19 protein-coding genes and 1 tRNA gene are annotated in these 21,047 nt (G+C 67.3%); 5 read left to right on the top strand and 15 right to left on the bottom strand.

Annotation, left to right across the window (positions count from 1 at the left end):
* Positions 1-25: 25 nt before the first annotated feature.
* The 3 genes from KOR34_RS03780 to KOR34_RS03770 all read right to left on the bottom strand — a co-directional run bounded on the left by KOR34_RS03780 (position 26) and on the right by KOR34_RS03770 (position 1,547).
* Complete coding sequence (locus tag KOR34_RS03780; RefSeq protein WP_146562341.1) at positions 26-289, bottom strand: helix-turn-helix domain-containing protein; 264 nt, start codon at positions 287-289, stop codon at positions 26-28.
* A complete protein-coding gene (locus tag KOR34_RS03775; RefSeq protein WP_146562339.1) occupies positions 286-483 on the bottom strand; it encodes a hypothetical protein in 198 nt (65 codons plus the stop codon). Before KOR34_RS03775 ends, KOR34_RS03780 begins: the two co-directional genes overlap by 4 nt.
* A gap of 158 nt (positions 484-641) precedes the next feature.
* Entirely contained in the window at positions 642-1,547 is a 906-nt protein-coding gene (locus tag KOR34_RS03770; protein WP_197531116.1) for a hypothetical protein, read from the bottom strand.
* A gap of 793 nt (positions 1,548-2,340) precedes the next feature.
* Between KOR34_RS03770 and KOR34_RS03765 the strand changes: the two genes are divergently transcribed.
* On the top strand, positions 2,341-5,535 hold the full coding sequence (locus tag KOR34_RS03765) for a beta-L-arabinofuranosidase domain-containing protein (RefSeq protein WP_197531115.1): 3,195 nt from the start codon (positions 2,341-2,343) through the stop codon (positions 5,533-5,535).
* An 8-nt stretch (positions 5,536-5,543) separates the two neighbouring features.
* On the opposite strand, the gene KOR34_RS03760 is transcribed toward KOR34_RS03765, so the two are convergent.
* The 11 genes from KOR34_RS03760 to KOR34_RS03710 all read right to left on the bottom strand — a co-directional run bounded on the left by KOR34_RS03760 (position 5,544) and on the right by KOR34_RS03710 (position 16,096).
* Positions 5,544-6,809 carry a BatD family protein gene (locus tag KOR34_RS03760; RefSeq protein ID WP_197531114.1) on the bottom strand — a complete coding sequence of 422 codons (1,266 nt, stop codon included), beginning with the start codon at positions 6,807-6,809 and terminating at the stop codon, positions 5,544-5,546.
* Positions 6,806-7,390, bottom strand: coding sequence for a tetratricopeptide repeat protein (locus KOR34_RS03755; protein WP_146562331.1), 585 nt, complete (start codon positions 7,388-7,390; stop codon positions 6,806-6,808). The genes KOR34_RS03760 and KOR34_RS03755 overlap by 4 nt, the downstream gene beginning before the upstream one ends.
* Entirely contained in the window at positions 7,387-8,313 is a 927-nt protein-coding gene (locus KOR34_RS03750) for a vWA domain-containing protein (protein ID WP_228714494.1), read from the bottom strand. Before KOR34_RS03750 ends, KOR34_RS03755 begins: the two co-directional genes overlap by 4 nt.
* Positions 8,310-9,347: a VWA domain-containing protein gene (locus KOR34_RS03745; RefSeq protein WP_146562329.1), complete on the bottom strand. Its 1,038-nt coding sequence runs from the start codon at positions 9,345-9,347 to the stop codon at positions 8,310-8,312. Before KOR34_RS03745 ends, KOR34_RS03750 begins: the two co-directional genes overlap by 4 nt.
* A 13-nt stretch (positions 9,348-9,360) precedes the next feature.
* On the bottom strand, positions 9,361-9,822 hold the full coding sequence (locus KOR34_RS03740) for a DUF4381 domain-containing protein (protein WP_146562328.1): 462 nt from the start codon (positions 9,820-9,822) through the stop codon (positions 9,361-9,363).
* The gene (locus tag KOR34_RS03735; protein WP_146562326.1) at positions 9,819-10,736 is read right to left on the bottom strand and encodes a DUF58 domain-containing protein; all 918 of its coding nucleotides are present in this window, start codon (positions 10,734-10,736) and stop codon (positions 9,819-9,821) included. Before KOR34_RS03735 ends, KOR34_RS03740 begins: the two co-directional genes overlap by 4 nt.
* A gap of 7 nt (positions 10,737-10,743) precedes the next feature.
* Positions 10,744-11,703 carry an AAA family ATPase gene (locus KOR34_RS03730; RefSeq protein ID WP_146562324.1) on the bottom strand — a complete coding sequence of 320 codons (960 nt, stop codon included), beginning with the start codon at positions 11,701-11,703 and terminating at the stop codon, positions 10,744-10,746.
* A 174-nt stretch (positions 11,704-11,877) separates the two neighbouring features.
* Complete coding sequence (locus tag KOR34_RS03725; protein WP_146562322.1) at positions 11,878-13,416, bottom strand: arylsulfatase; 1,539 nt, start codon at positions 13,414-13,416, stop codon at positions 11,878-11,880.
* A gap of 108 nt (positions 13,417-13,524) precedes the next feature.
* Positions 13,525-15,081: an arylsulfatase gene (locus tag KOR34_RS03720; RefSeq protein ID WP_146562320.1), complete on the bottom strand. Its 1,557-nt coding sequence runs from the start codon at positions 15,079-15,081 to the stop codon at positions 13,525-13,527.
* Positions 15,082-15,570: 489 nt separating this feature from the next.
* Positions 15,571-15,644 (bottom strand) — tRNA-Arg (locus KOR34_RS03715).
* Between the two features lie 155 nt (positions 15,645-15,799).
* The gene (locus KOR34_RS03710; protein WP_146562318.1) at positions 15,800-16,096 is read right to left on the bottom strand and encodes a membrane or secreted protein; all 297 of its coding nucleotides are present in this window, start codon (positions 16,094-16,096) and stop codon (positions 15,800-15,802) included.
* 344 nt (positions 16,097-16,440) lie between these two features.
* Between KOR34_RS03710 and gcvPB the strand changes: the two genes are divergently transcribed.
* The 4 genes from gcvPB (at position 16,441) to KOR34_RS03690 (ending at position 20,072) form a co-directional block, all read left to right on the top strand.
* Entirely contained in the window at positions 16,441-17,892 is a 1,452-nt protein-coding gene (gcvPB, locus tag KOR34_RS03705) for an aminomethyl-transferring glycine dehydrogenase subunit GcvPB (RefSeq protein WP_146562317.1), read from the top strand.
* Entirely contained in the window at positions 17,885-18,706 is an 822-nt protein-coding gene (locus KOR34_RS03700; RefSeq protein ID WP_146562315.1) for a lipoate--protein ligase family protein, read from the top strand. Before gcvPB ends, KOR34_RS03700 begins: the two co-directional genes overlap by 8 nt.
* Before the next feature lie 367 nt (positions 18,707-19,073).
* The gene (locus tag KOR34_RS03695) at positions 19,074-19,772 is read left to right on the top strand and encodes an FHA domain-containing protein (protein ID WP_146562313.1); all 699 of its coding nucleotides are present in this window, start codon (positions 19,074-19,076) and stop codon (positions 19,770-19,772) included.
* A gap of 51 nt (positions 19,773-19,823) precedes the next feature.
* Positions 19,824-20,072, top strand: coding sequence for a hypothetical protein (locus KOR34_RS03690; RefSeq protein ID WP_146562311.1), 249 nt, complete (start codon positions 19,824-19,826; stop codon positions 20,070-20,072).
* A 168-nt stretch (positions 20,073-20,240) separates the two neighbouring features.
* On the opposite strand, the gene KOR34_RS03685 is transcribed toward KOR34_RS03690, so the two are convergent.
* Entirely contained in the window at positions 20,241-20,738 is a 498-nt protein-coding gene (locus tag KOR34_RS03685) for a hypothetical protein (protein ID WP_146562309.1), read from the bottom strand.
* Positions 20,739-21,047: the final 309 nt, after the last annotated feature.

The following is a 21,047-nucleotide window of genomic DNA, read 5'->3' as shown; positions in this document are numbered from 1 at the left end:
CGGGCAGCTTCGGCCGCCGGCGGGGTTATTGCTGACGCTGCCGAGCCAGGTAGGCCAGCAGCTCTGACCTTTCATATCCGAGACGGCCGCCAAGTTTGGTGGCCGTGATCTCGCCGCGTAGGCGAGCGTCACGGAGTTGGTGAGCGCGAATCCCGAGCAGTGAGGCGGCTTCGGCCTCTGGATAGGCGAGACGCGAGTCGCCGCCGACGGCCGCCAGATCCTGAATGGCCTGGCTGACAACGGCCTCCACGATGGGGCGCAGGTCGGCGGGGTCGAGGTTGATCGTCATACCGCTGCGGCCTCGCGGCGGTGATCGATCAACTGCAGTTCGCACCGGACGCGTTCTTTCGCCTCTTCATTGAAGACGCGGAGGTTGCCGGCGCGGCGGAGTGGCTTGATCTGGCGAGTCTTGAGCACGTGCTGCACACGGTGCACAGGTTCGCCGAGCTCCGCGGCAATGTCGCCAACGGTGTAGAACAGCATGGAGGTGCCTCGCTCGAGAGGGCCGAGCAACGCCCCACACGTCGTGGGTGTCACGTACTCGGCATGCGAGGAAACCTACAAGAAGAGCGGAGGGGAGATCGCGGGGAGAAGGAGGGGAGAAGTCGAGGAGTACGGGGGGAGAAGAGCCTAATGCGAAGCTAGGCGATCTCCGCTTTGACCAGTTCCCAGCGGAAACCGTCTCCTCCGTCAGGGCGGAAGTCGATCACTGACAGGCCGTTTCGCAAACTATCACAGGTCTCTTTGACGCGGGATGAGTCCTGGCCGCCAGGGAGCGGGTCGTCGATCCTTGTAGGCCACCCTTGTTCTTCGAAGGCATCCAGCACTCGCCTAATATTGGTATTCCGCCTCTTCGCGGTCCGGATCAGCTGTCCGCTGTACCGGAGCTCACCCTTGTCCGAGTCCCATTTGAGGTCTGCTGGCTCGTCGCCACTGACTACTCCCGAGCCAGCGAAAACTGGCGCCTCGACCTTATGGACCTCCGAGTCGACCTCTCCTCGTATCGAGACAGCATCGCTACGGAATGACTCCAGCTGTGTGCGCAGTGCGATCCAGGCGGGCCGCGGGTCGGACTGGCGAGTCAGCGTCTCCCATTCCCGCCAGCAATCGGGTATCCGGACCCGGCAATGGGGATCAATCGGCCAGAAGATGAGCTTGTCGAGGGTTGATCGCCGGACCGTTGGTCGCCAAGGATCCGGGCCGACCTTAGAAAGGGTCGTGCAAATGTCCTCGGAGAGGGCGTCCAGAGCAACCTGTGCCCTGTGGACGGCGTCCGATAGCTTCTGCAGCAGCTCGAGGAGCAGGCTCGCGTAGAGGTCCGCGTCTAACAGCCTGCAGGAGTCGCGGAGTTTTTTCTCCCGCGAGGGCCATATGGCGCGCACCGGATACCGGAATGGCGGTTCGGCGTCCTCGAACTCAACACCCTTGGCGAGATAATGCTCGACGCGATCACACCTATCGATGAGCATCTCAAGAATCGAAATGCAACGCGTGAATGCCGTCTCTACCTCTGCGATGTCTTCTAACGCCGCCATCTTCGCTCCCATCGTTTCCCGGGCCGACCCGAGCGCCGCGCTGCGATGGGAGTAGCAGCAACGGCGTCCGAGCCGTGGGGCCGCCCGTCGGCGACGCCCGGTAGTTCCCCGGCAGGGGCCACAACAGCCGCTTCTGCGCATCAGAGGCAGTCGCTGCCGCGTGGCGCCGCGGTGATCGGCCGCGGCCCGGTGGATGCATCTTACGGCGTCTTCGGACGTCGGTGAACAGGGCGGGAATCCAGTGCCGCTCGCGCGAATAGACGCGCCAATCTGCGCCGCCACAAAACCGCCACGCGGCCCCGTTAACGCCCGATGTTGGCCGAGGCACCAAAAGAAGAAACCCTGCGTTTCCCGGGGGAAACGTAGGGTTTTGAAGATCGTCGAAGCCTACTCGCCAGATTTTGAATCCATCGCGTCTGCCAATTCCGCCACTCCGGCAAGTGCAGGGCTGGTAAGCAGTTAGGAGATTATTCACTCCCCTGCCCTGGCGTGCAACCCTTAATGGCGGCCCTCGCGGGCTCGGCGACTGACGAGAATGCCGGCCGCGCCCCTTCGTGGAGCGTTCGCACGGTTTGGAATACAATAGCCGGTTCCCAGCGGCGTTGCTTGCCGCGGGCACGCCTTGTCTGGCGTGGAAGACGCGTCAATCGCAGCGATGCTTGCACCCGGCGTGCGATCGGCTGTTGATCCTGTGCTCGAAGGAACTCTTGTGACAACCTGGCGCCTCCCCATTCAGGCCGCTGCGCGGTCCGTTTCTGTGTTTCGAATCACTGCGGCGGTTGTGGCCCTGGCTGCCGCGTGCAATATGGCGGCTAACGCGGAGCAGCCAATCGAGTTCTTCCCGCTCAAGCAGGTAGAGCTGATCGACGGCCCGCTGGCGGACTCGCTGCGGCTGAACCGTGACCACCTGCTTCAGTACGAGCCCGACCGGCTTCTCGCGCCGTTTCTAGAAGAAGCGGGCCTGGAGCCGAAGGCGCCCCGGTACCCCAACTGGGAGAGCATGGGCCTGGGCGGGCACACGGCCGGGCACTACCTGAGCGCCCTAGCCGCCACGGCCGCTGCGCTGGACGATCCGCAGTGCCGCGAGCGACTCGGCTACATGGTGGGCGAGCTGGCCCGCTGCCAGCAGGCGGGCGGCGACGGCTACGTCGGAGGCGTGCCTCGCGGGCGTGAGCTGTGGGAGGCGATCGCCGGCGGCCAGCTGCAGGCGTCCAGCTTCTCGCTCGGCGACCGGTGGGTGCCGCTCTACAACCTGCACAAGACATTCGCCGGGCTGCGCGACGCCTACCTGGTTGCCGGCAATGAACAGGCCCGGGAGGTGTTCATCGGGCTCTGCGGCTGGTGTGACGATCTGTTCTCGCCGCTGTCGGACGAGCAGCTGCAGGCGGTCCTGGCGACCGAGCACGGCGGCATGAACGAGGTGCTGGCAGACGCCGCGGCGATCTCGGGCGAGGACCGCTTCCTGAAGCTGGCCCGGCGGTTCTGCCACCGCGCGCTGCTCGACCCGCTGGCCGCGGGCCAGGACCGGCTGAGCGGGATGCACGCCAACACGCAGGTGCCGAAGGTTATCGGGTTCCACCGCGTCGGCGAACTGCAGGACGACGCCCGCCTGCGGGACGCGGCGCTGTTCTTCTGGCGGCGGGTGGCGGAGCAGCGTTCGGTCGCCTTCGGTGGGAATAGCGTTTCGGAGCACTTCCCGTCCGACGACCAGTACCAGCGGTTCATCGAGCACCGCGAGGGGCCCGAGACCTGCAACACGTACAACATGCTCCGGCTGACCGAGCGGCTGTTCGCCGAGCGCGGCGAGTCGCGGTTCATGGACTTCTACGAGCGGGCGTTGTTCAACCACATCCTCTCCACCCAGCACCCGGAGCACGGCGGCTATGTGTACTTCACGCCGTGCCGCCCGCGGCACTACCGGGTCTACTCGCAGCCGGGCGTGGCGTTCTGGTGCTGCGTCGGCACCGGCATGGAGAACCACTCGCGGCACGGCAGCGCGCTCTACGCGCACCGCGGCGACGAGCTGTTCGTGAACCTGTTCGCCCACTCGCGCGTCGACTGGGCGGACCAGGGCGCCCAGGTGCTGCAGACCACGCGGTTCCCGGACGAGCCCCGGACATCGCTCGAGGTGACTGTCGACGAGCCCAAACGACTGGTGATCAACGTCCGCCGCCCCGCCTGGGCGGCCGGCGAGGGATTCGCGGTGCGGGTGAACGGCGAGCCTTGGAACGCGGACACCAACGCCGCGGGCTACGTGGCTATCGACCGCACCTGGCATAGCGGCGACCGGGTGGAGGTTGACCTGCCGATGCAGGCATCGGTCGAGACGTTGCCGAACCTCAGCGAGTATACGGCGGTGATGTACGGCCCGATCGTGCTGGCGGCCAAGACCAGCGAGGACGACCTCGACGGGCTGGTTGCGGGCGACGGCCGGATGGAGCACGTGGCGGCCGGACCGCTGCGTTCGCTTAACGGGGCGCCCGTGCTCGCCGCGCGGCCCGACCAGATCGCCGAGAAGGTCGAGCGGGTGGACACCGATCGGCTGCGGTTCCGTGTCGCGGATATCGTGCGGCCGGACGAGTACCGAGACCTGGAGCTGATCCCGCTTTTCCGCCTGCACGACGCGCGGTACGTGGTGTACTGGAAGTCCGCGCCAGCGGAAGACGGCGCTGACGAACAGATGGCGGCCGCCGAAGAGGCGAAGCTGGCCCTCGACCGCGCGACCGTCGACCGCGTCACGCCGGGTCAGCAGCAGCCCGAGGCGGAGCACAACTTCCGCGGCGAGGACACCCAGATCGGCGGCGACGGCGGTCAGAGCTTCCGCAACGCGAGCGGCTGGTTCAGCTACGATCTCAACCCGCGTGGCGAGAAGAGCCTGACCCTGCAGGTCACCTACCGGGCGTCCGACGATCGCGGCTTTCGGCTGACCTGGAACGGCCAGCCCCTGCCGAGCTCGCGCGCTCGCCAGCGCCGCGAGGGCGACCTGCGGGTGGTTGAGTACCGACTGACCGGCGACGAGGTCGCCAAGCCGGCGACCCTCCGCTTCACCCCGGACCAAGGGGCGGCCACGCCGGACTTTGTCGACGTGCGGCTGCTGCGCCGCGAGGACCGCCCGCCCGCCGCTGTGCTGCCCGGCGTCAACGCCGACCCGCACGTGGCGTTCTTCGGCGACCGCTGCTACCTGTACCCCACGACCGACGGCACTGAGGGGTGGCGGTCGACCTCGTTCCAGGCGTGGTCCTCCGCCGACATGGTTAACTGGCGGAACGAGGGGGTGATCCTCGACCTGCCACGCGACCTCAAGTGGGCCGACATACACGCCTGGGCGCCGGCCATCGCCACCAAGAACGGCAAGTACTATTACTACTACAGCGCCAACAAGAACATCGGCGTGGCCGTGGCAGACCGCCCGGAGGGGCCGTTCCGCGACCCGCTGGGCAAGCCGCTGGTCTCTGCACGCGACTACCGCGGCATGCAGGCGATCGACCCAATGGTGTTCGTCGACGACGACAACCAGGCGTACCTCTACTGGGGGCAGGGCCGTTGCAAGGCCGTGCCGCTGGCCGACGACATGATCTCGTTCGACCCCGCCCAGGTCCGCGACATCACGCCGCCCGGCTACAACGAGGGGCCGTTCGTCCACAAGCGCGACGGGCGGTACTACCTGAGCTGGTCGGAATACGACACTCGAGACCCGCGGTACAGCGTCGCCTACGGGGTGGCCGATTCGCCGCTGGGCAAGTTTAAGAAGGCGGCCGACAACCCGATCCTCAAGCAGAGCGGCAAGGTGCGGGGCGCCGGGCACCACTCCATCGGCAAGGTCCCCGGCCGCGACCAGTGGGTGATCGCCTACCACCGGTTCCGGATTCCGGGCGGGGACGGCTACAACCGCGAGACCTGCTTGTCGCCCCTGCGTCACGCCGAGGATGGCGCCATCCAGCGAGTGGACGTCTTCGAGACCGTCGAGCCGATCGACCTTTCCAGCCTGAACGGCGAGTAGCTGCGGCGCTACCGCGGGTTGAGCGGCGCCAGGCTCGGCGGGTGTGGCCGCCACGACGGGGAGTGCGTCGAATGCTCCCGCCGGAATGCGGTTGCCAACGCACCGCCGTCCCACGTGGTTGGGCTGGCAGTGCCGTAGAGGCATTTCGCCAGTCCGGCGGCCGCTTGCGCCAGATTGGGCGCTGGGCGGTAGTCACCGGGCTGAGCGTTCTGCCAGTCGACCCACGCCCGCTCGGCGGCCTTGGCGTCGTTCCTTCGGCACGCCCGCAGCAGCCTCCGCGCCACCACGCGGTCAGGCGGGTTGAGTCGGCGATGGCACTCGATTGCAAACGCCACGAGTCGTGGCCACTGCCACACGACGAGGCTAACGCCGGCCGCGATGGCGATGAGCAGCCACACCGGAACGCGGGCTGGCGCCTTCGGCTTTGGGTCGACAACCGGGACCGCCACGGCTGCAACGTCGATCGTGACCGACGGCAGCGTCGTGTCGCCGAAGGACTCCTTGGCGGGGTTCCACCAGACGTACTTGATCGCGGGCAGGGTGACCTCGCCCGGCTCGGTCAGCATGTACGTGATTGTGTCGGTGCGGGCGCCGATAAAGTCGCCGCGGTTGGTCTTGTCGGACACCTGCGGGTCGGCGAGGTACACCTTCACTCCCGGCGGCGCGCCGCGGGGGGGCGGCGCCAACGCCATGCCAGTCACCTGTTCGGCGGACTGCGAAATGGTGCGTCGGAACACATCGCCCTGCTTGGCGTCGGCCGGCTGTGGATCCCACCGCTCGGTGACGTCAATCTCGCTGGTGGTCACCAGGTAGGCGTCACCCTGGCGTCCGGGCGGGTTCTTGACGTCGAACGTGACTTCTGAGGTTTTCTCCACGCGGTCGACCGGCGGCCCAGCCGGCTCGTCGCGTCCGCCGAAGCGGACCTCGAACGCGGGCAGCACGACCTTGCCGGAGGCCTGCGAGAAGAGGGCGAATTCGTGGGTCTGGACGTACCAGGTGTCATCGCCGCCATCCTCGGTCGACACGGTCGGGTTACCAACGCCAACGATCACCGCCCGCGGCACCTGCGGCAGCGAGAACGAGGCCGCACCGGTGAACGGCCCGAGCGACCGCAGCTTGACGTAGAACGGCGCCTTCTGCCCAACCCACACCTGTGTGTTAGGCGCCTCGATCGAGACCAGCTCTACCTCGGCCGCCGCGGGCTGCGCGGCGAGGGCCGCAAGCAGCGCGATCGCGGGCCAGGCGGAGCGGCGGGCGGCGGGCGCAGGGGTCACTCTTCGGCCTCCGCGTCTTCGTTGGCGAGTTGGTAGGCGAACTTCGCGCGGAGGAAGTCCGCCGGCTTGGTCTGCACATTCCGCAGCCACATCGCCTGCACCATCGAGTCGGACGCCGCCTGATCGCCGGCGACCTGCGTGTCCTGCCCCTCCTGAGGCTTTTTCTTGTCGAACACCACCTCGTCCGCGCCCTCCTGCTGGTCGCCCAGGTCGCCCCCCTTCTGCTCCATTATCTTGCCCCGAGCGACCGCCAACGCGCGGTTCTCCTGCGCGTCGGTCCAGTCGGGCCGCTGCTCGAGCGCCTGGTCGTAGCTGGCGACCGCTTTGTCGTACTTGCCGAGCATCACCCACGCGTTGCCCAGGTTGTAGCGGGCCTCCGGCGACGAGAGCCGGGCGAACGCCTGGGTCGCCTTCTCGAACTCGCCGGCCCGGTACCACGCCACGCCCTGACGCAGCGGGTCCTGGAACGCCTCGGCGGCGTCGGCGTACTGCTGCTTGTCGAACAGCCGTTGCCCTGCCTGGTCGGGCGTGAGCCACAAGCCGGTCCAGGTCATCGCTAGGAAAAAGACGCCGTGTTTCATGTCAACTCCTGCGGGGCGACGTTCACCTGGCGGCGGAAGGACAGCACCAGCAGCAACGCGATGACCGGCGTCAGCCAGTAGCCGGCTTCCTGCCAGCGGCCGCCCTCGCCCTCGACCGCCGACACGGACCGGCGCTCGGCGAAGCCGACGATCGCGTCGACATCGGCGTCGTCGACCGCCAGCTGCTGCACCGAGCCGCCAACCTCGCGGGCCGCCTGGCGGAGGGCGATGTTCTCCGGCGAGCCCTCGTCGGTCAGCGCGAGAAACTTGATCGGCGGCAGCCGCTCGTCGGATGTTGAGGCTTGTTGGCGGGTGATCTCGACCGAGTCGGCCACCACCAGCAGCGTGCCCTGCCCGTTGTCCTGTTGCAGCAGCTCGACCGCCTGCCGGATCGCCAGGTCCAGGCGGTCGCCCGGTTCGGGCATGATGGCCGGCGTGATCTGGGCGGCCATGTCGGCCACGACCTTCGTGTCGCGGGTCGGCGGCAGCACCAGGTGGGCGGAGCCGGCGTACGCGATCAGCCCCAGCGGCTGCCCCTTCCGGGCTGCGGCCAGGTCGGCAATCTTCAGGTGGGCCCGCTCTATCCGGGACGGCGTGGGGGGCGTCTGGTCCATGCTCTGGTCCGCCTTGAGCAGGATGATAAGCGGCTGCGCGTCCGCGGCGAACGGGTCCGGCTCTGGGCGCCAAGTGGGCCCAGCGATCGCCGCCACCGCCAGCAGCCAGCCGGCGAGCACGGCGCGTTGCCGGTTTGTGGCGCGGTCGCCCGCCGCCAGCGCGTCGAGGAGCTCCGGCGCCATCTGCCGGCGCCATCCGCTCAGCGGATCGGAGTGGCGCCGCCACAGCAGCCACACCACCACCGCGACCGGCGCCATGACCAGCCAGCCGGGGCGGATGAAATCCAGGTTGCTGAGCAGCTCGTTCACTCGGCGAGCTCCAGTCTTCCGGTCAGGGCGTTCACGTACACCACGCCGCGCGGGTCGGGGTGTGGCTCGGCGGCCCGCTGACGTACCGCGGCTAACGCCCGGAACGCTAACGAGAGCAGCAGCGCCGCGGCCAGCGGCCAGTAGTAGAGCTCGCTCCGCGGCCGGTGGCTGACGGTTTCGACCTTGCGGGTCTCGATCTTGTCGAGCTGGTCGTAGATCCCCTCCAGCCCGTCGCGGTCGGCGGCGAAGAAGTACTCGCCGTCGGCCGCGGCGGCGACGTCCTTGAGCGTCTGCACGTCGAGCTTGTCCTCGCCGGCGGTTGTCGGGTCGCCGATCGCGACCGTGTAGACCGTGATGTCACGCTGCGACGCGACCCGCGCCGCCTCGACCGGAGGCACGCGGCTCTTGGTGTCGTTGCCATCAGTCAGGGCGATGATCGTCTTGGCGGGCGCCTCGCTCTGGTCAAACAGGTTGACGCCCAGGCCGATGGCGTCGCCCAGCGCGGTCCGAGGGCCCGCCATGCCGACCTCGCACTCGTCCAGCAGCCTCCGGTCCAGCTGCAGGTCGGTCGAGAACGGCGCCTGCAGGTAGGGCGCGTCGCCAAACACGACCAGCCCGACGCGGTCGCCCTGTCGCCGCACCAGGAAATCCCCCAGCACCTGCTTCACGGCGGTCAGGCGGTCCACCTTCTTCCCCGCCTTGTCGGTGAAGTCCTCCTGCTGCATCGAGCCCGACAGGTCGACCAGCAGCAGCAGGTCACGGGTCGGCAAGTCCTTGGTCACCGGCGGCTCGATCCACTGCGGCCGGGCCAGCGCGGCGAGCACCAGCAGCCACAGCAAGCTGTTGGCCAGCAGGTCCCGGCCGCCGCTGGTGTGCGTTGGGGCCCCGCCGACGCGCCCCAGCGCGGCCTCCAACCGATCGCCGAACGGCGTCTGCACCGCGGCCCGCGTCACTCGCCGCGGCGGCGCAGCCGCCCGCAGCAGCCACGGTAGCGGCAGCAGCAATAGCAGCCAGGGATAGCCAAATGACAGCATGTGGCGACAGGGGTTAGCCGGATGGTTCGGGGCGGCGGTGCGTGCGGATCCAGTCGGCCGCGTACTCGCGGAGCGGCGCGGTCTCCGGACCGGCGCCGCCCGGGCGGTAGACTCCTTCTACCAGTGACCGCCGCACTTCCGCCGGCATCGCCGTGGGGCACGAAGCGGCAAGCCAATCCGCCCAGCGGTCGCCGCGAAGATCTGCCACGGTTGTCCTGGGCGCTACGCACAGCGCCACGCGGCGCAGCAGCTCGGAGACCTCCGCCGGTGTGCGCGCCGATTGTAGTTCCTTGAACGCTTCACGGCGGTACGCGCTTGCGCGGTAGCCACGCCACCCACGCCAGGCTGCCCAGACCGCAGCGCCAAACAGGACGGCCAGCACAAAGTACCAGCCGGGGGCGAGCGGCCACCACGGGACCGGCGCCGGCTCGGCCAGGTCGTGCAGCAGGTCGAGGCTGGTGGGGTCGGTCTTCATGCGGTTGAGCCTCGCCCTCCGAACATCTCGCGGACCTGATCCACGACGGGGCGGGCGGTGCTGATCGGGAGCAAAGGGACGCGCAGCGCACGGAAGACCTCTCGCCACTCGTCCAGCCGCTGCTGGAACGTGTCCCAGAACTCGCGGGCGAACGACGCGCCGCCGGCCACTTCCCAGCTCTGCCCTCGGTCGGCGGCGAGCATGCCGGGCGAGCCGGTGAGCGACGCGCCTAGCGGGTCGTACACGGCGGCGACGAGCACGTCGTTGTGGGCGGCGAGCTGACTTGCGAGTCTCTTTGTCTCATCGCCGGCGCCGTCCAAGTCGCTGATCAGCACGACCAGGTGGTCGTGCTTGGCGACCTGCGCCGCGCGTCGCAGCACCCCGTCTAGGGTGACATCGCCACTAGCCGGCGGCTCCGCTAATTGGCAGTTGAGCCGCTGGACCGCGCTGAGCAGCTGCATTACCCGGGTGCGGCTGCGGTGGGGGCGGACCTCGACGATCTCGTGCTCGTTGAACACCAGCCCGCCGACACGGTCGCCGCCCTTGATCGCCCGCCAGGCGCCCAGGGCGGCCACCTCGGCCGCGGCCACCGACTTCATCGCGCGGCGGCTGCCGAAGTACATGGTCTGACGCTGATCGACGACCAGCAGCACCGGCCGCTCGCGTTCCTCGGCGTAGACCCGGACCTGGGGCGAGCGGAGCCGAGCGGTCGCCTTCCAGTCCATCGTGCGGATGTCGTCGCCCTGGTGGTACTGGCGCAGCTCCTCGAATGTGAGGCCCCGCCCCCGCAGCCGCGACGCGTGCCTGCCCGCCAGCAGCGAGCCGGCCGGCTGCCGGGATTGCAGCGAGAACCCCCGCGCGTCCGCCTGCAGCAGCATCAGCTCTTCTAGCGTTACCGTTGTGCGGGCGGCCATGGGCGACTCACGCGGGGACGACTTGCTTGAGCAGTTCCTCGATCACCTGCGGCCGCGTGACCCCGGCCGCCTCGGCCTCGTAGGTCAGGTGCACGCGGTGCGCCAGGCAGGCCGGCGCGACCGCGCGGATGTTGTCCGGCGAGACGAAGTCCTGCCCCGCCAGCCAAGCGTGTGCGCGGGACGCGGCGTCGAGCGCCAGCGTGCCACGCGGGCTGGCGCCCAGGCGGACCCACTTGGGGAGGTCGCCGGACAGGGCGGCGGGGTTGCGCGTGCCCATCACCAGGTCCACCATGTACTGCTCGGCCGCCGGCGCGACCTGCACCGCGTTGACCTGACGGCGGGCGTCGAACACGACGTCCTGCGGGATCGCCGGCGGCGGGTCGCCGGCCTCGCCCGACTTTTCTCCGCGCACCAACTGCAGGATGCCCAGCTCGTCGCTGGCCGCCGGGTAGTCGATGCGGACGTACAGCAGGAACCGGTCCATCTGGGCCTCGGGCAGCGGGTAGGTGCCCTCCTGCTCGATTGGGTTCTGGGTGCCGAGCACCAGGAACAGGTCGGGCAGCTTGTGCGTCTGACCCGCCACGGTGACCTGCCGCTCTTCCATCGCCTCGAGCAGCGCCGCCTGCACCTTGGCGGGGGCCCGGTTGATCTCGTCCGCTAGGATCAGGTTCGCGAAGATCGGCCCTGGCTGGAACTCAAACGTGCCGTTCTGCTCGCGGTAGATCTCCGAGCCCGTGACGTCCGACGGCAGCAGGTCGGGCGTGAACTGCACGCGGCCGAACTTGCTCTCCACCAGGTGGGAGAGCGTCTTGACGCTCCGCGTCTTGGCCGTGCCCGGCAGGCCTTCCATCAGCACGTGGCCGTTGGCCAGCAGCGCGACCAGGATCCGCTCGACCACCTCCTGCTGGCCGAGCACCGCCGCGTTCATCGCGTCGGCGATCCGCTGGATCGACTCGCGGGTCTCCATGTATTGCTCCGGTCCGTGTAGTGAAAGCGGGGCGCGCTCGACAGCCGTGTCGGTGTAGCGTATCAGAATTGTCCCGCGGACGTACCTTTTGTGGCGACTCTCGCAGTTGCGATCGGCACAAAAAAAGCGGGGCGCCCCGGGTTGGGACGCCCCGCTTGGGAGTGCAAGCGGCTGCTAGTGGTTAACGCCCTCGGACAGGCTGTTCATGACGTCCTCAAGGTTGAACGCGTCGGGCTTCTGCCGCGGCGGGAACTCCTTGAAGGTCGCCAGGAAATTGCCGGCGTACTGCTGGGCCGGAACCAGCAGGAACGCGTGGTCCAGCAGCCAGTCGTAGTAGGTGTTGGACGTGATGTCCGCCTGCTCGTACGGGTCGGCCCGCACATCGAAGATCTTGGGCAGACGCAGCGTGGTGAACGGCTCGGCCCAGACCATCAGCGTTCCCTTGGCGCGTTGCTCCAGGAAGACCATCTTCCAGTTCTCAAACCGCATGCCGACCAGCTGGCCGTCGTCGTTGAAGTAGAAGAACGACTCGCGGGCCGACTTGTCGGCCTCGCCGGTCAGGTAGGGCAGCTGGTTGAAGCCGTCCAGGTGGACCTTGTAGGTCTTGCCGCCGGCCTCGTGGCCCGTGAGCAGCTTCTCCTTGATGTCGTCCTCGCCGGCGGCCGCCAGGAAGGTCGGAAGCCAGTCCAGGCCGCTGACGATGCCGTTGCCGATGCTGCCCGGCTTGATCTTGCCCGGCCAGCGGATCACGCAGGGCACGCGGAACGCGCCCTCCCAGTTGGAGTTCTTCTCGTTCCGGAACGGGCTGAGGCCGGCGTCGGGCCAGGTGTTCTTGTGGGGGCCGTTGTCGGTCGTGTAGAGGACGATCGTGTTGTCGTCCACGCCGAGCTCCTCCAGCTTGTCCAGCAGCAAGCCGACGTGCTTGTCATGCTCGATCATGCCGTCGGCGTACTCGGTGCGCGAGGTCAGGCCCGGCTCGTCGCGGTTCTCTTCCTTCACATGGGTGCGGAAGTGCATGCGGGTCGAGTTGAACCAGCAGAAGAACGGCTTGTCGGCCTTGACCTGGCGCTCGATGAAGTCAGCCGCGGCCGCGGAGGTTTCGTCGTCGATGGTCTCCATCCGCTTCTTGGTGAGCGGGCCGGTGTCCTGGATCTTGCCGTCGGAGAAGCTGTGGATCACGCCCCGCGGGCCGAACTTCTTGCGGAACTCGGGGTCGCGTGGGTAGTTGCGGGTCTCGGGCTCTTCCTCGGCGTTGAGGTGGTAGAGGTTCCCCAGGAACTCGTCGAAGCCGTGGGCCGACGGCAGGAACTCGTCGCGGTCGCCCAGGTGGTTCTTGCCAAACTGGCCGGTCGCGTAGCCGTGCGGCTTGAGCAGCTCGGCGATGGTTGGGTCTTCCGCCTGCAGCCCCACCTTGGCGCCGGGCAGGCCAACCTTGGCCAGGCCGGTGCGGTAGGTGCACTGCCCGGTGATAAACGTCGACCGCCCCGCCGTGCAGCTCTGCTCGGCGTAGTAGTCGGTGAAGATCATCCCCTCGTTGGCGATGCGGTCGATGTTCGGCGTGCGGTAGCCGACCAGGCCCATCGTGTAGGCCGAGACGTTCGTCTGGCCGATGTCGTCACCGAAGATGACGAGGATGTTGGGCTTGTCCTGCGCCTGCAGGCCGGACACGCCGGCCAGCAATGCGGCAAGCGTTAGCAATACAGTTCTCTTCATGTTGGCCTCCACCTGTTGCGTGGTAAACGAAAACAAGCCGTCGCCGCTTCCGGGAGCCGGACGCGGCGACGGGCCTGAGAGTACTCTCCGACGGCAGTCCGGCCGCCGCTACCTGGGTTTGATCGACTCAAGCTGCTTGAGCCGCTTGAGCGCGTCCTGCTTCTGCAGCAGCCCGTAGTTAATGCCCGCTGCGTTAAGCGATGAGCCAGTCTGGTAGGGGTAGTCGCCAAAGTCGGCGAAGAAGTTCTTGATCTGCTGCTGGATCGGCACAAGCAGCCAGATCTGGCGGGCGTACCAGTCCATGTAGTTGCCGCCCTCCTCCATGCCCCGCTCGTAGGGATCCATCCGCAGGTTCGTGATCATCGCCCAGGCGGTCACCTTGCGGGTGCCCTCGGCGATATTGCCCTCGTTGATGGCAAAGTTGACTTTCCAGTCGTTCCAGCGGATCGCGTTTAGGTTGCCGCCTTGGTCGAAGTAGAAGATCTGCTCACGGGGTCCCTTCTCCTCTTCTCCCTTGAGGTGCGGCAAGAAGTTGAATCCGTCCAGGTGAACCTTGAAGTCCTTGGAGTTGTAATTGGCGCCCTTAGCGAGCTTCTCCTTAACGTCAGGCTCGCCGGCTGCGGCGCAGAGGGTGGGGAACCAGTCAATGTTCGAGATGATCTCGTTGGAGACCGACCCCGGCTCGATGACTCCCGGCCAGCGGACCATCATCGGCACGCGGAAGCCGCCCTCCCAGGTGGTGCCCTTCTCGCTGCGGAACTGCGTCATCGCGCCGTCCGGCCAGAGGGCGATTTCGGCGCCGTTGTCGGTGCTGTAGATAACGATCGTGTTGTCGGCGATCTTCAGCTCGTCCAGCAGGTCCAGCAGCTGGCCGACGTGGCCGTCGTGCTCAACCATGCCGTCGGCGTGGATGCCCTTGCCGGTCTTGCCCAGCGACTCCTTCTTGAGGTGCGTAAACACGTGCATCCGCGTGGAGTTGAACCAGCAGAAGAACGGCTTGTCCGCCTTGTTCTGCCGCTGGATGAAGTCCTTGGCGGCGGCCAGGAATTCCTCGTCGATGGTCTCCATACGCTTGGTGTTGAGCGGGCCGGTGTCCTCAATCTTGCCGTCAGCGGTCGACTTGATCACGCCGCGGGGGCCGTACTTCTTCAGGAACTCCGGGTCCTTCGGGTAGAAGTAGCCCTCGGGCTCTTCCTCGGCGTTCAGGTGGTAGAGGTTGCCGAAGAACTCGTCGAAACCGTGGTTGGTCGGCAGGTGTTGGTCCTGGTCGCCCAGGTGGTTCTTGCCAAACTGGCCGGTCGCGTAGCCTTTGGTTTTCATCACGTCGGCGATGGTGGGCATCCACCCGGTGATGCCGTGCGGGTCGCCCGGCATGCCGATGGTCAGCAGGCCGGTGCGGAATGGCTCCTGCCCCAGGATGAAGCTCGCCCTCCCCGCGGTGCAACTCTGCTGGCCGTACGAGTCGGTGAACAGCATGCCCTCGTTGGCGATGCGATCGATGTTGGGCGTCTTGTAGCCCATCAAGCCGCGCGTGTAGGCGCTGATTTGGGGGATACCAATGTCATCACCCCAGATGACCAGGATGTTCGGCTTGTCCTGCGCGATGGCCGGGACGGCGGCGGCCAGGATAGCGACCACGGCAAGCAGCTGACGGAGCTTACGCATAGGGACCTCTTCTTCTGAGCAGTTGTTCCGGCGCCGCAGAACCTGTGGCGAGCGATGAGCATGGCGCCAACGTTGAAATCGATACAGGCTGCGCGGACTACTCAAAGTGTAGGGCATATGCCACCAACCGCAATCATTTGCCGGCGGCTTTGTGGCAAAACACAGAACGCCTATGCGGGATAATTGCTGCCCGAGGAGCGGCCCGCTTCCGGCACCCGCAGAGTCCGGGGACGCGAGCCGGAATCCCCATCCATGCAAGATTGCAATCGTGGCGGATAGACCGCTTGGGGCGGTCGTCGGATGCCCTGCGGTGGGCCCCGAGCGATCAGCTGGATGGCCGTCCCGTGAACGGTGGTGGGCGACGAAACTCGATTCGCCCAAGCTTAGATTCCGCGGACGGATGCCGCAGCCGCGCGGGTCAAGAACGTCAAAGGCCGCCCTCGCTCTCAAAAGCGCGGGCGGCCTATGCGAATACTCTTGGGTGAGTGATATCCCCGACAGGATTCGAACCTGTAACCTTCGGCTTCGGAGGCCGACACTCTATCCAGTTGAGCTACGGGGACGAGCGGCGAGGCGGGCGTCGCAACCAGCAGAGCGGACGGTTGGTCCGACACTCGGGTTCGCGATTGGCGTCGCGATGCGACGCGGGCTGCCTCAGCGGCGAACGCGTATTGTCGCGCCGCCCGGCTGGGATGGCAAGCCCCGCATCGGAGGGCGGCTAGTAGGCCACGCCTGCCGACGCCTGCGGCGGACGGAACAGTCGGCCGCGTGTCACCTCGGGCACCGGTTGCTGGTACACGCGGGGCCGCCCGCCAACGACCTCGGGGCCCAGGTCGGGCAGCGGGTAGGGGTCGTGGTAGATGGCGTCGTACCGCTGTGGTCCGGTTGGTCCCGGATGGAAGAGGTTGGGCATGCGGAAATTGCTGCCGCAGCCGCTGCAGCATCCCAGCAGCAGGGCGAGCGGGCCCACCAACGCCAGCGCGGGGCGGAAGCCAGTGTTCTTGGCGGGTCGCACGGGGAACTCCTTCTCCAGGGCGATCGTGGGGTGGCGGCGGGGCTCCCAGCAGCTCGGAACCGTACCAGGATTGGCGAGGGCCACCAAGGCTGCTTGGCGGCGCTACCCGCAGCGGTCGCCCAGCCGGCGCCGCCACAGCACACAGATCGGCCGGTCCGGTCATCCTCTGGAACCGATCCAGCCGGCGCCGCCGGTCGGCCGCCGTCTCTCAGCGGGTCACTCCGGTCGGGCAAACTCTCGGGCCTGGGGCCGCTGTCGACGCGCCGTCGGCGCCGCTATAATCCAGTGCTATCACCCCGCCCCCGGCGACGCCGCCCTCCCCGCCCTGGCATGAAGCCAAAGCCATGAAGAACACCCGCGACACCCAGCTGTTGTTTGAGCTCTCCAAGCCAGGGCGGCGCGCCACCCTGCTGCCCGCTTGCGACGTCCCCCAGAGCGAGGTGGCGGACCTGCTGCCCGCCTCGGCGCTGGCCGACCAGCCGCCGGCGCTGCCGGAGCTGTCCGAGCCGGCGGTGGTGCGCCACTTCGTGAACCTCTCGACGCAGAACATGAGCGTCGACACCCACTTCTACCCGCTCGGCTCGTGCACGATGAAGCACAACCCGAAGCGGAACGAGCGGGCCGCCGCCCTGCCCGGCATGGCGGACGTGCACCCGTACCAGCCCGAGGAGTCGCTGCAGGGGATGCTGCAGCTGCTCTACGAGGTGCAGCAGTACCTGTGCGAGATCTCCGGCCTGCCCGCGTGCAGCCTGCAGCCGGCGGCGGGCGCGCACGGCGAGCTGGCCGCCCTGTGGGTCGCGGCGGCGTACTTCCGGGACCATGGGATGCAACGCACGAAGGTGCTCGTCCCCGACAGCGCGCACGGCACCAACCCGGCCAGCGCCGTGATGGCGGGCTTCCAGACCGTCACGGTCAAGACGCTGCCGACCGGCGCCGTCGACATGGACGACTTCCACGCCAAGCTCGACGACCAGATCGCGGTGTTCATGATCACCAACCCCAATACGGTTGGTGTATTCGAGCCCTCGATGAAGGCGATCGCCGACGCCGTGCACGGCAGGGGCGGGCTGATCTACCTGGACGGCGCCAACATGAACGCGGTGCTCGGCGTCACCCGCCCGGGCGACTTCGGCGCCGACATGCAGCACTACAACCCCCACAAGACGTTCAGCGGCCCCCACGGCGGCGGCGGGCCGGGCGCCGGCCCGATCTGCGTGACCGACGCGCTCGCCCCGTACCTGCCAACGCCGGTCGTCGAGAAGCGGGGCGACGCCTTCGCCCTAAACTTCGACGTGCCGAAGTCGATCGGCCGTGTGAGGTCGTTCTTCGGCAACACCGGCGTGCTGGTCCGCGCCTACTGCTACATCCGCGCCCACGGCCCCGACGGCCTGCGGCGGGTGAGCGACATGGCCGTGCTCAACGCCAACTACCTGCTGAGCAAGGTGAAGCACTTCCTGCCCGTCCCGCAGGGCGACCGTTGCATGCACGAGTTTGTCGCCACCGGCGCCAAGCTCAAGGCGGACAAGGGCGTCAGTTCGATGGACGTGGCCAAGCGGCTGCTGGACTACGGCTACCACGCGCCGACCGTTTACTTCCCGCTGACGGTGAAGGAAGCGATCATGGTCGAACCGACCGAGACCGAGAGCAAAGAGACGCTCGACCACTTCGCCGAGACGCTGTTCCGGATCACCGAAGAGGCCCCCGACCTGCTGCACGAGGCGCCCCACACCACCGCGATCAGCCGGCCCGACGAGGTGCAGGCCGCTCGCCAACCGGTGATGTGCTACTGTGGCTAGCGACCGCTCCGCGTCCCCCCTCGCCTGTCAGCTGCGGCACGACCCGCCGGCCGAGGGCGGGTGGAACATGGCCGTGGACGAGGCCCTGCTCAATCGGGCCGCCGACCACGGGGACGCGACCCTGCGGTTCTATCAGTGGCGGCCGGCGACGCTGTCGCTTGGTTACTTTCAACCGCACGCCGACCGTGAACTCCACCCGGAGAGCCGTGGCAGCGCCCTGGTGCGGCGTCACAGCGGCGGCGGCGCGATTCTGCATGACCGCGAGCTGACCTACAGCCTGGCCGTGCCCCCAGGCGCCGGCTACGACCGCGACCCCTACGCGCTCTACTTTGCGGCCCACGAGACGCTGCGGGACACGCTGCGGTTGGATATCGGTTTACCGCGAGGCTGCGACGTCCAACTCTGCCGTCCCGCAGGCGACCCTCGTCCCGCCGACGAGCCGTTCTTGTGCTTCCAGCGGCGGTCTCTTGGCGATCTGCTGGTGCGGTCGGCGGCCAGCGGGTTACCGTCGACGGTCGATGGCTGGCACAAGATCGCTGGCAGCAGCCAACGGAAACGCCGCGGAGCTGTGCTGCAGCACGGCAGCGTGCTGCTGGAGGCTTCGCCAGAAGCCCCGCAGCTGCCAGGACTTAGGGATCTCTTGGGGGAGGATGTCGACGCCCGCCGGTTGGCCGCCGCGTGGCTGCCGCGGCTGGCCGACCGACTATCGCTGGAAATAGTGCCCCCGCAATCGCCCGAGACTATGCTTGAGAGAGAGGCCCAGGCGATCTTTTCAGACAAGTTCGGGCAGGACGCCTGGACCCTCCGACGTTAAGCGCACCCGCCCCGCGGGTCGATCAGATGGCTAGCGGGGCTCTGACGCCGGCAGCGGTCTGCCTACATCCGCAGGGCGTATTCGACGTAAAAGGGTGATGAGATTCCGCAATTTGTGATCGCTTCGGTCTGGATTGCGTATACAATTTGCAGTCTAAAGGGGTCGATACGGCCCGTTTTGAGACGCGAGGTACAAGACGTGCGTACTGACTAGAGACACCGTCAGCTGCGTCGGCCCGGGGATCCTATTCCATTTAATCCTTCCCCGCTGTGTGGCAGTTTGCGGCTGATTCAAACGAGTATTCTTCCGCACCCCTATCGCTATTTTCTGTCTGTTAACTCCTCGTGCGGAGGAATGGGGGCTCAACATGAAGTTGAAAGTCTTGGCGGGCGCTAAGGAGGGAACCGAGATCCCACTCAAGAGATCGAAGTTCCTAATCGGGCGCTCAAGCGAATGCACCCTGCGCGCTGGTAGTGACGCTATCAGCCGCCGCCACTGTGTCGTGCTGACGCGCGACTCCGGGGTGAGTGTGCGCGACCTGGGCAGCCGCAACGGCACCCTGGTCAATGGCGAGAAGATCGACGGCGAGACGCCGCTCAAGGTTGGCGATCTGCTCAAGGTGGGCCCTCTCGAGTTCGAGATGATCGCCTCCGGCGCGGACATCAAGTCCGAGAAGAAGCCGCCGGTCAAGAGCGTCGCCGAAGCGGTCGACCGCGCGGCCAGCCAGAGCAGCGTGGACGTCGGCGACGACGACATCAGCAACTGGCTCCTTGGCGGTGACCCGACCTCTTCGGTTTCGATGCGCGAGACGATGAGTTTCCGCGTCGACGAAACCAGGTCTTCGAAGATTCCCGCGCCGGCGGAAGATGAGGTTCAGCAGGAGCCTGCGTCCGAAGGCGAAGCCGACGCCGAGGCGCCTTCGGAGGAGGTTGCCGAGGACGACGCCAAGAAGAAAGACAAGAAGAAGCGGTTCGGCAAGCTGCCCAGCATCCCGAAGAAGCCGGGCGCCAAAGACAGCCGCGAAGCGGCGGCGGACATCCTCCGCGAGATGGCGCGGCGTCGCTGATCGCCCAGCCCACCGGACCCAGGCGTAGATACTCAGCAAGAGGCGAAAAGCTTGAAAGCAAACCAACCCGAGAAAAAGTCGGCCGTGCTCGGACTCGCGTTCGACGCCGAGGACGGCCACAAGCGGCTCACCCGTGGCAAGGACTTCATGCTGGCGGGCGGCTCGGAAGAGACGCACGGCCGCATGCAGGAGACCGTCATCAAGGTTGGCGAGCGGCTTGAGCAGCGCGGCAAGCGGATCGCCGACGCGACGGTCAGCGAGTTGCGCGACGTCTTCCACGACGTCCAGGCGACTAGCTGAAGCCCGACCAAAGTCTCAGCAACATAAAAGCGGCGGGGCCGCCTCCAAGGAGGACGCCCCGCCGCTTTGGTTTTCACTCGCCTGGTCGCCGGTGGGGTGGTGACCGCCCCCGGTCATTACGGGTCCACCGGGCACCCAGGTCCGCGAATCGGCTTCTGTGATGGATCGCTACTCGGCGGTCGCCAGCTCTTCCGACTCGGCCATCGCCTCAAGGGCTTCGGCCTCGGCCTGCGACTCCAGGTCGGCTCCGCCGCCGCCCTGCCGCGCGGCAAGCTCGGCCGCGTCGAGCTGCACGTAGCCCAGCCCGCGGATCACCTCCAGCACCTCGCTGCAGGTGGGGAACATGCGGCCGCTCTTCCGCTTGTAGTCGTCAAGGGCGTTCATGAACTGCACCTCGGCGTCGGAGTAGTCGCGCTCGCAGGTGGTGGGGTCGATCTGGCGGCGGCGGTTGACCTTCTCGCGGCGTTCCAGCTTCGGCGCCTCGGCGGGCTTCTCGGCGGTCTCGGCCTCTTTGCGGCGGGTGGCCCGCCGGCGGTCGACGCTGACGGTCTTCTCGCCGGCCTTGCTGCTGGCGGTCTTACGCTTGGGGGCCGCCTTCTTAGCGGTGGTCTTCTTGGGAGCGGCCTTCTTGCTGGCAGTCTTGGTTGCGGTCTTGGTCTTCGCCACCGGGTCTCTCCTTGTCGGCTGGTGCTGACTGCCCTGGGCGGGGGAGGCCGTGGGGTGAGGCAGTCAGCGTGGAATGGGGGGTCGCTAGGGGTCCAATCGGGAGCCATGCCCTGACGTTTACAGAGCCCTGGAAAAATAGGCGGATCGGGTGGATTTGCAGGTTTGGCTGATCGTTGCGTGTGAGTCAAACATGCCCGACAGGGCGAGCGCCGCCGCCCGGCTGAGGCGGAAACGCAGGCGAAATCACTCGCCTTGCGTGGGTTTGGGACGGTTGGTAGGGTCCGCGGGTCCAGGGCGGCCCCCGCCCCC

It is taken from the genome of Posidoniimonas corsicana (assembly GCF_007859765.1).
GTDB classification, from domain to species: Bacteria; Planctomycetota; Planctomycetia; order Pirellulales; family Lacipirellulaceae; genus Posidoniimonas; species Posidoniimonas corsicana.
This window is presented reverse-complemented; position numbering and strand designations above follow the sequence as displayed.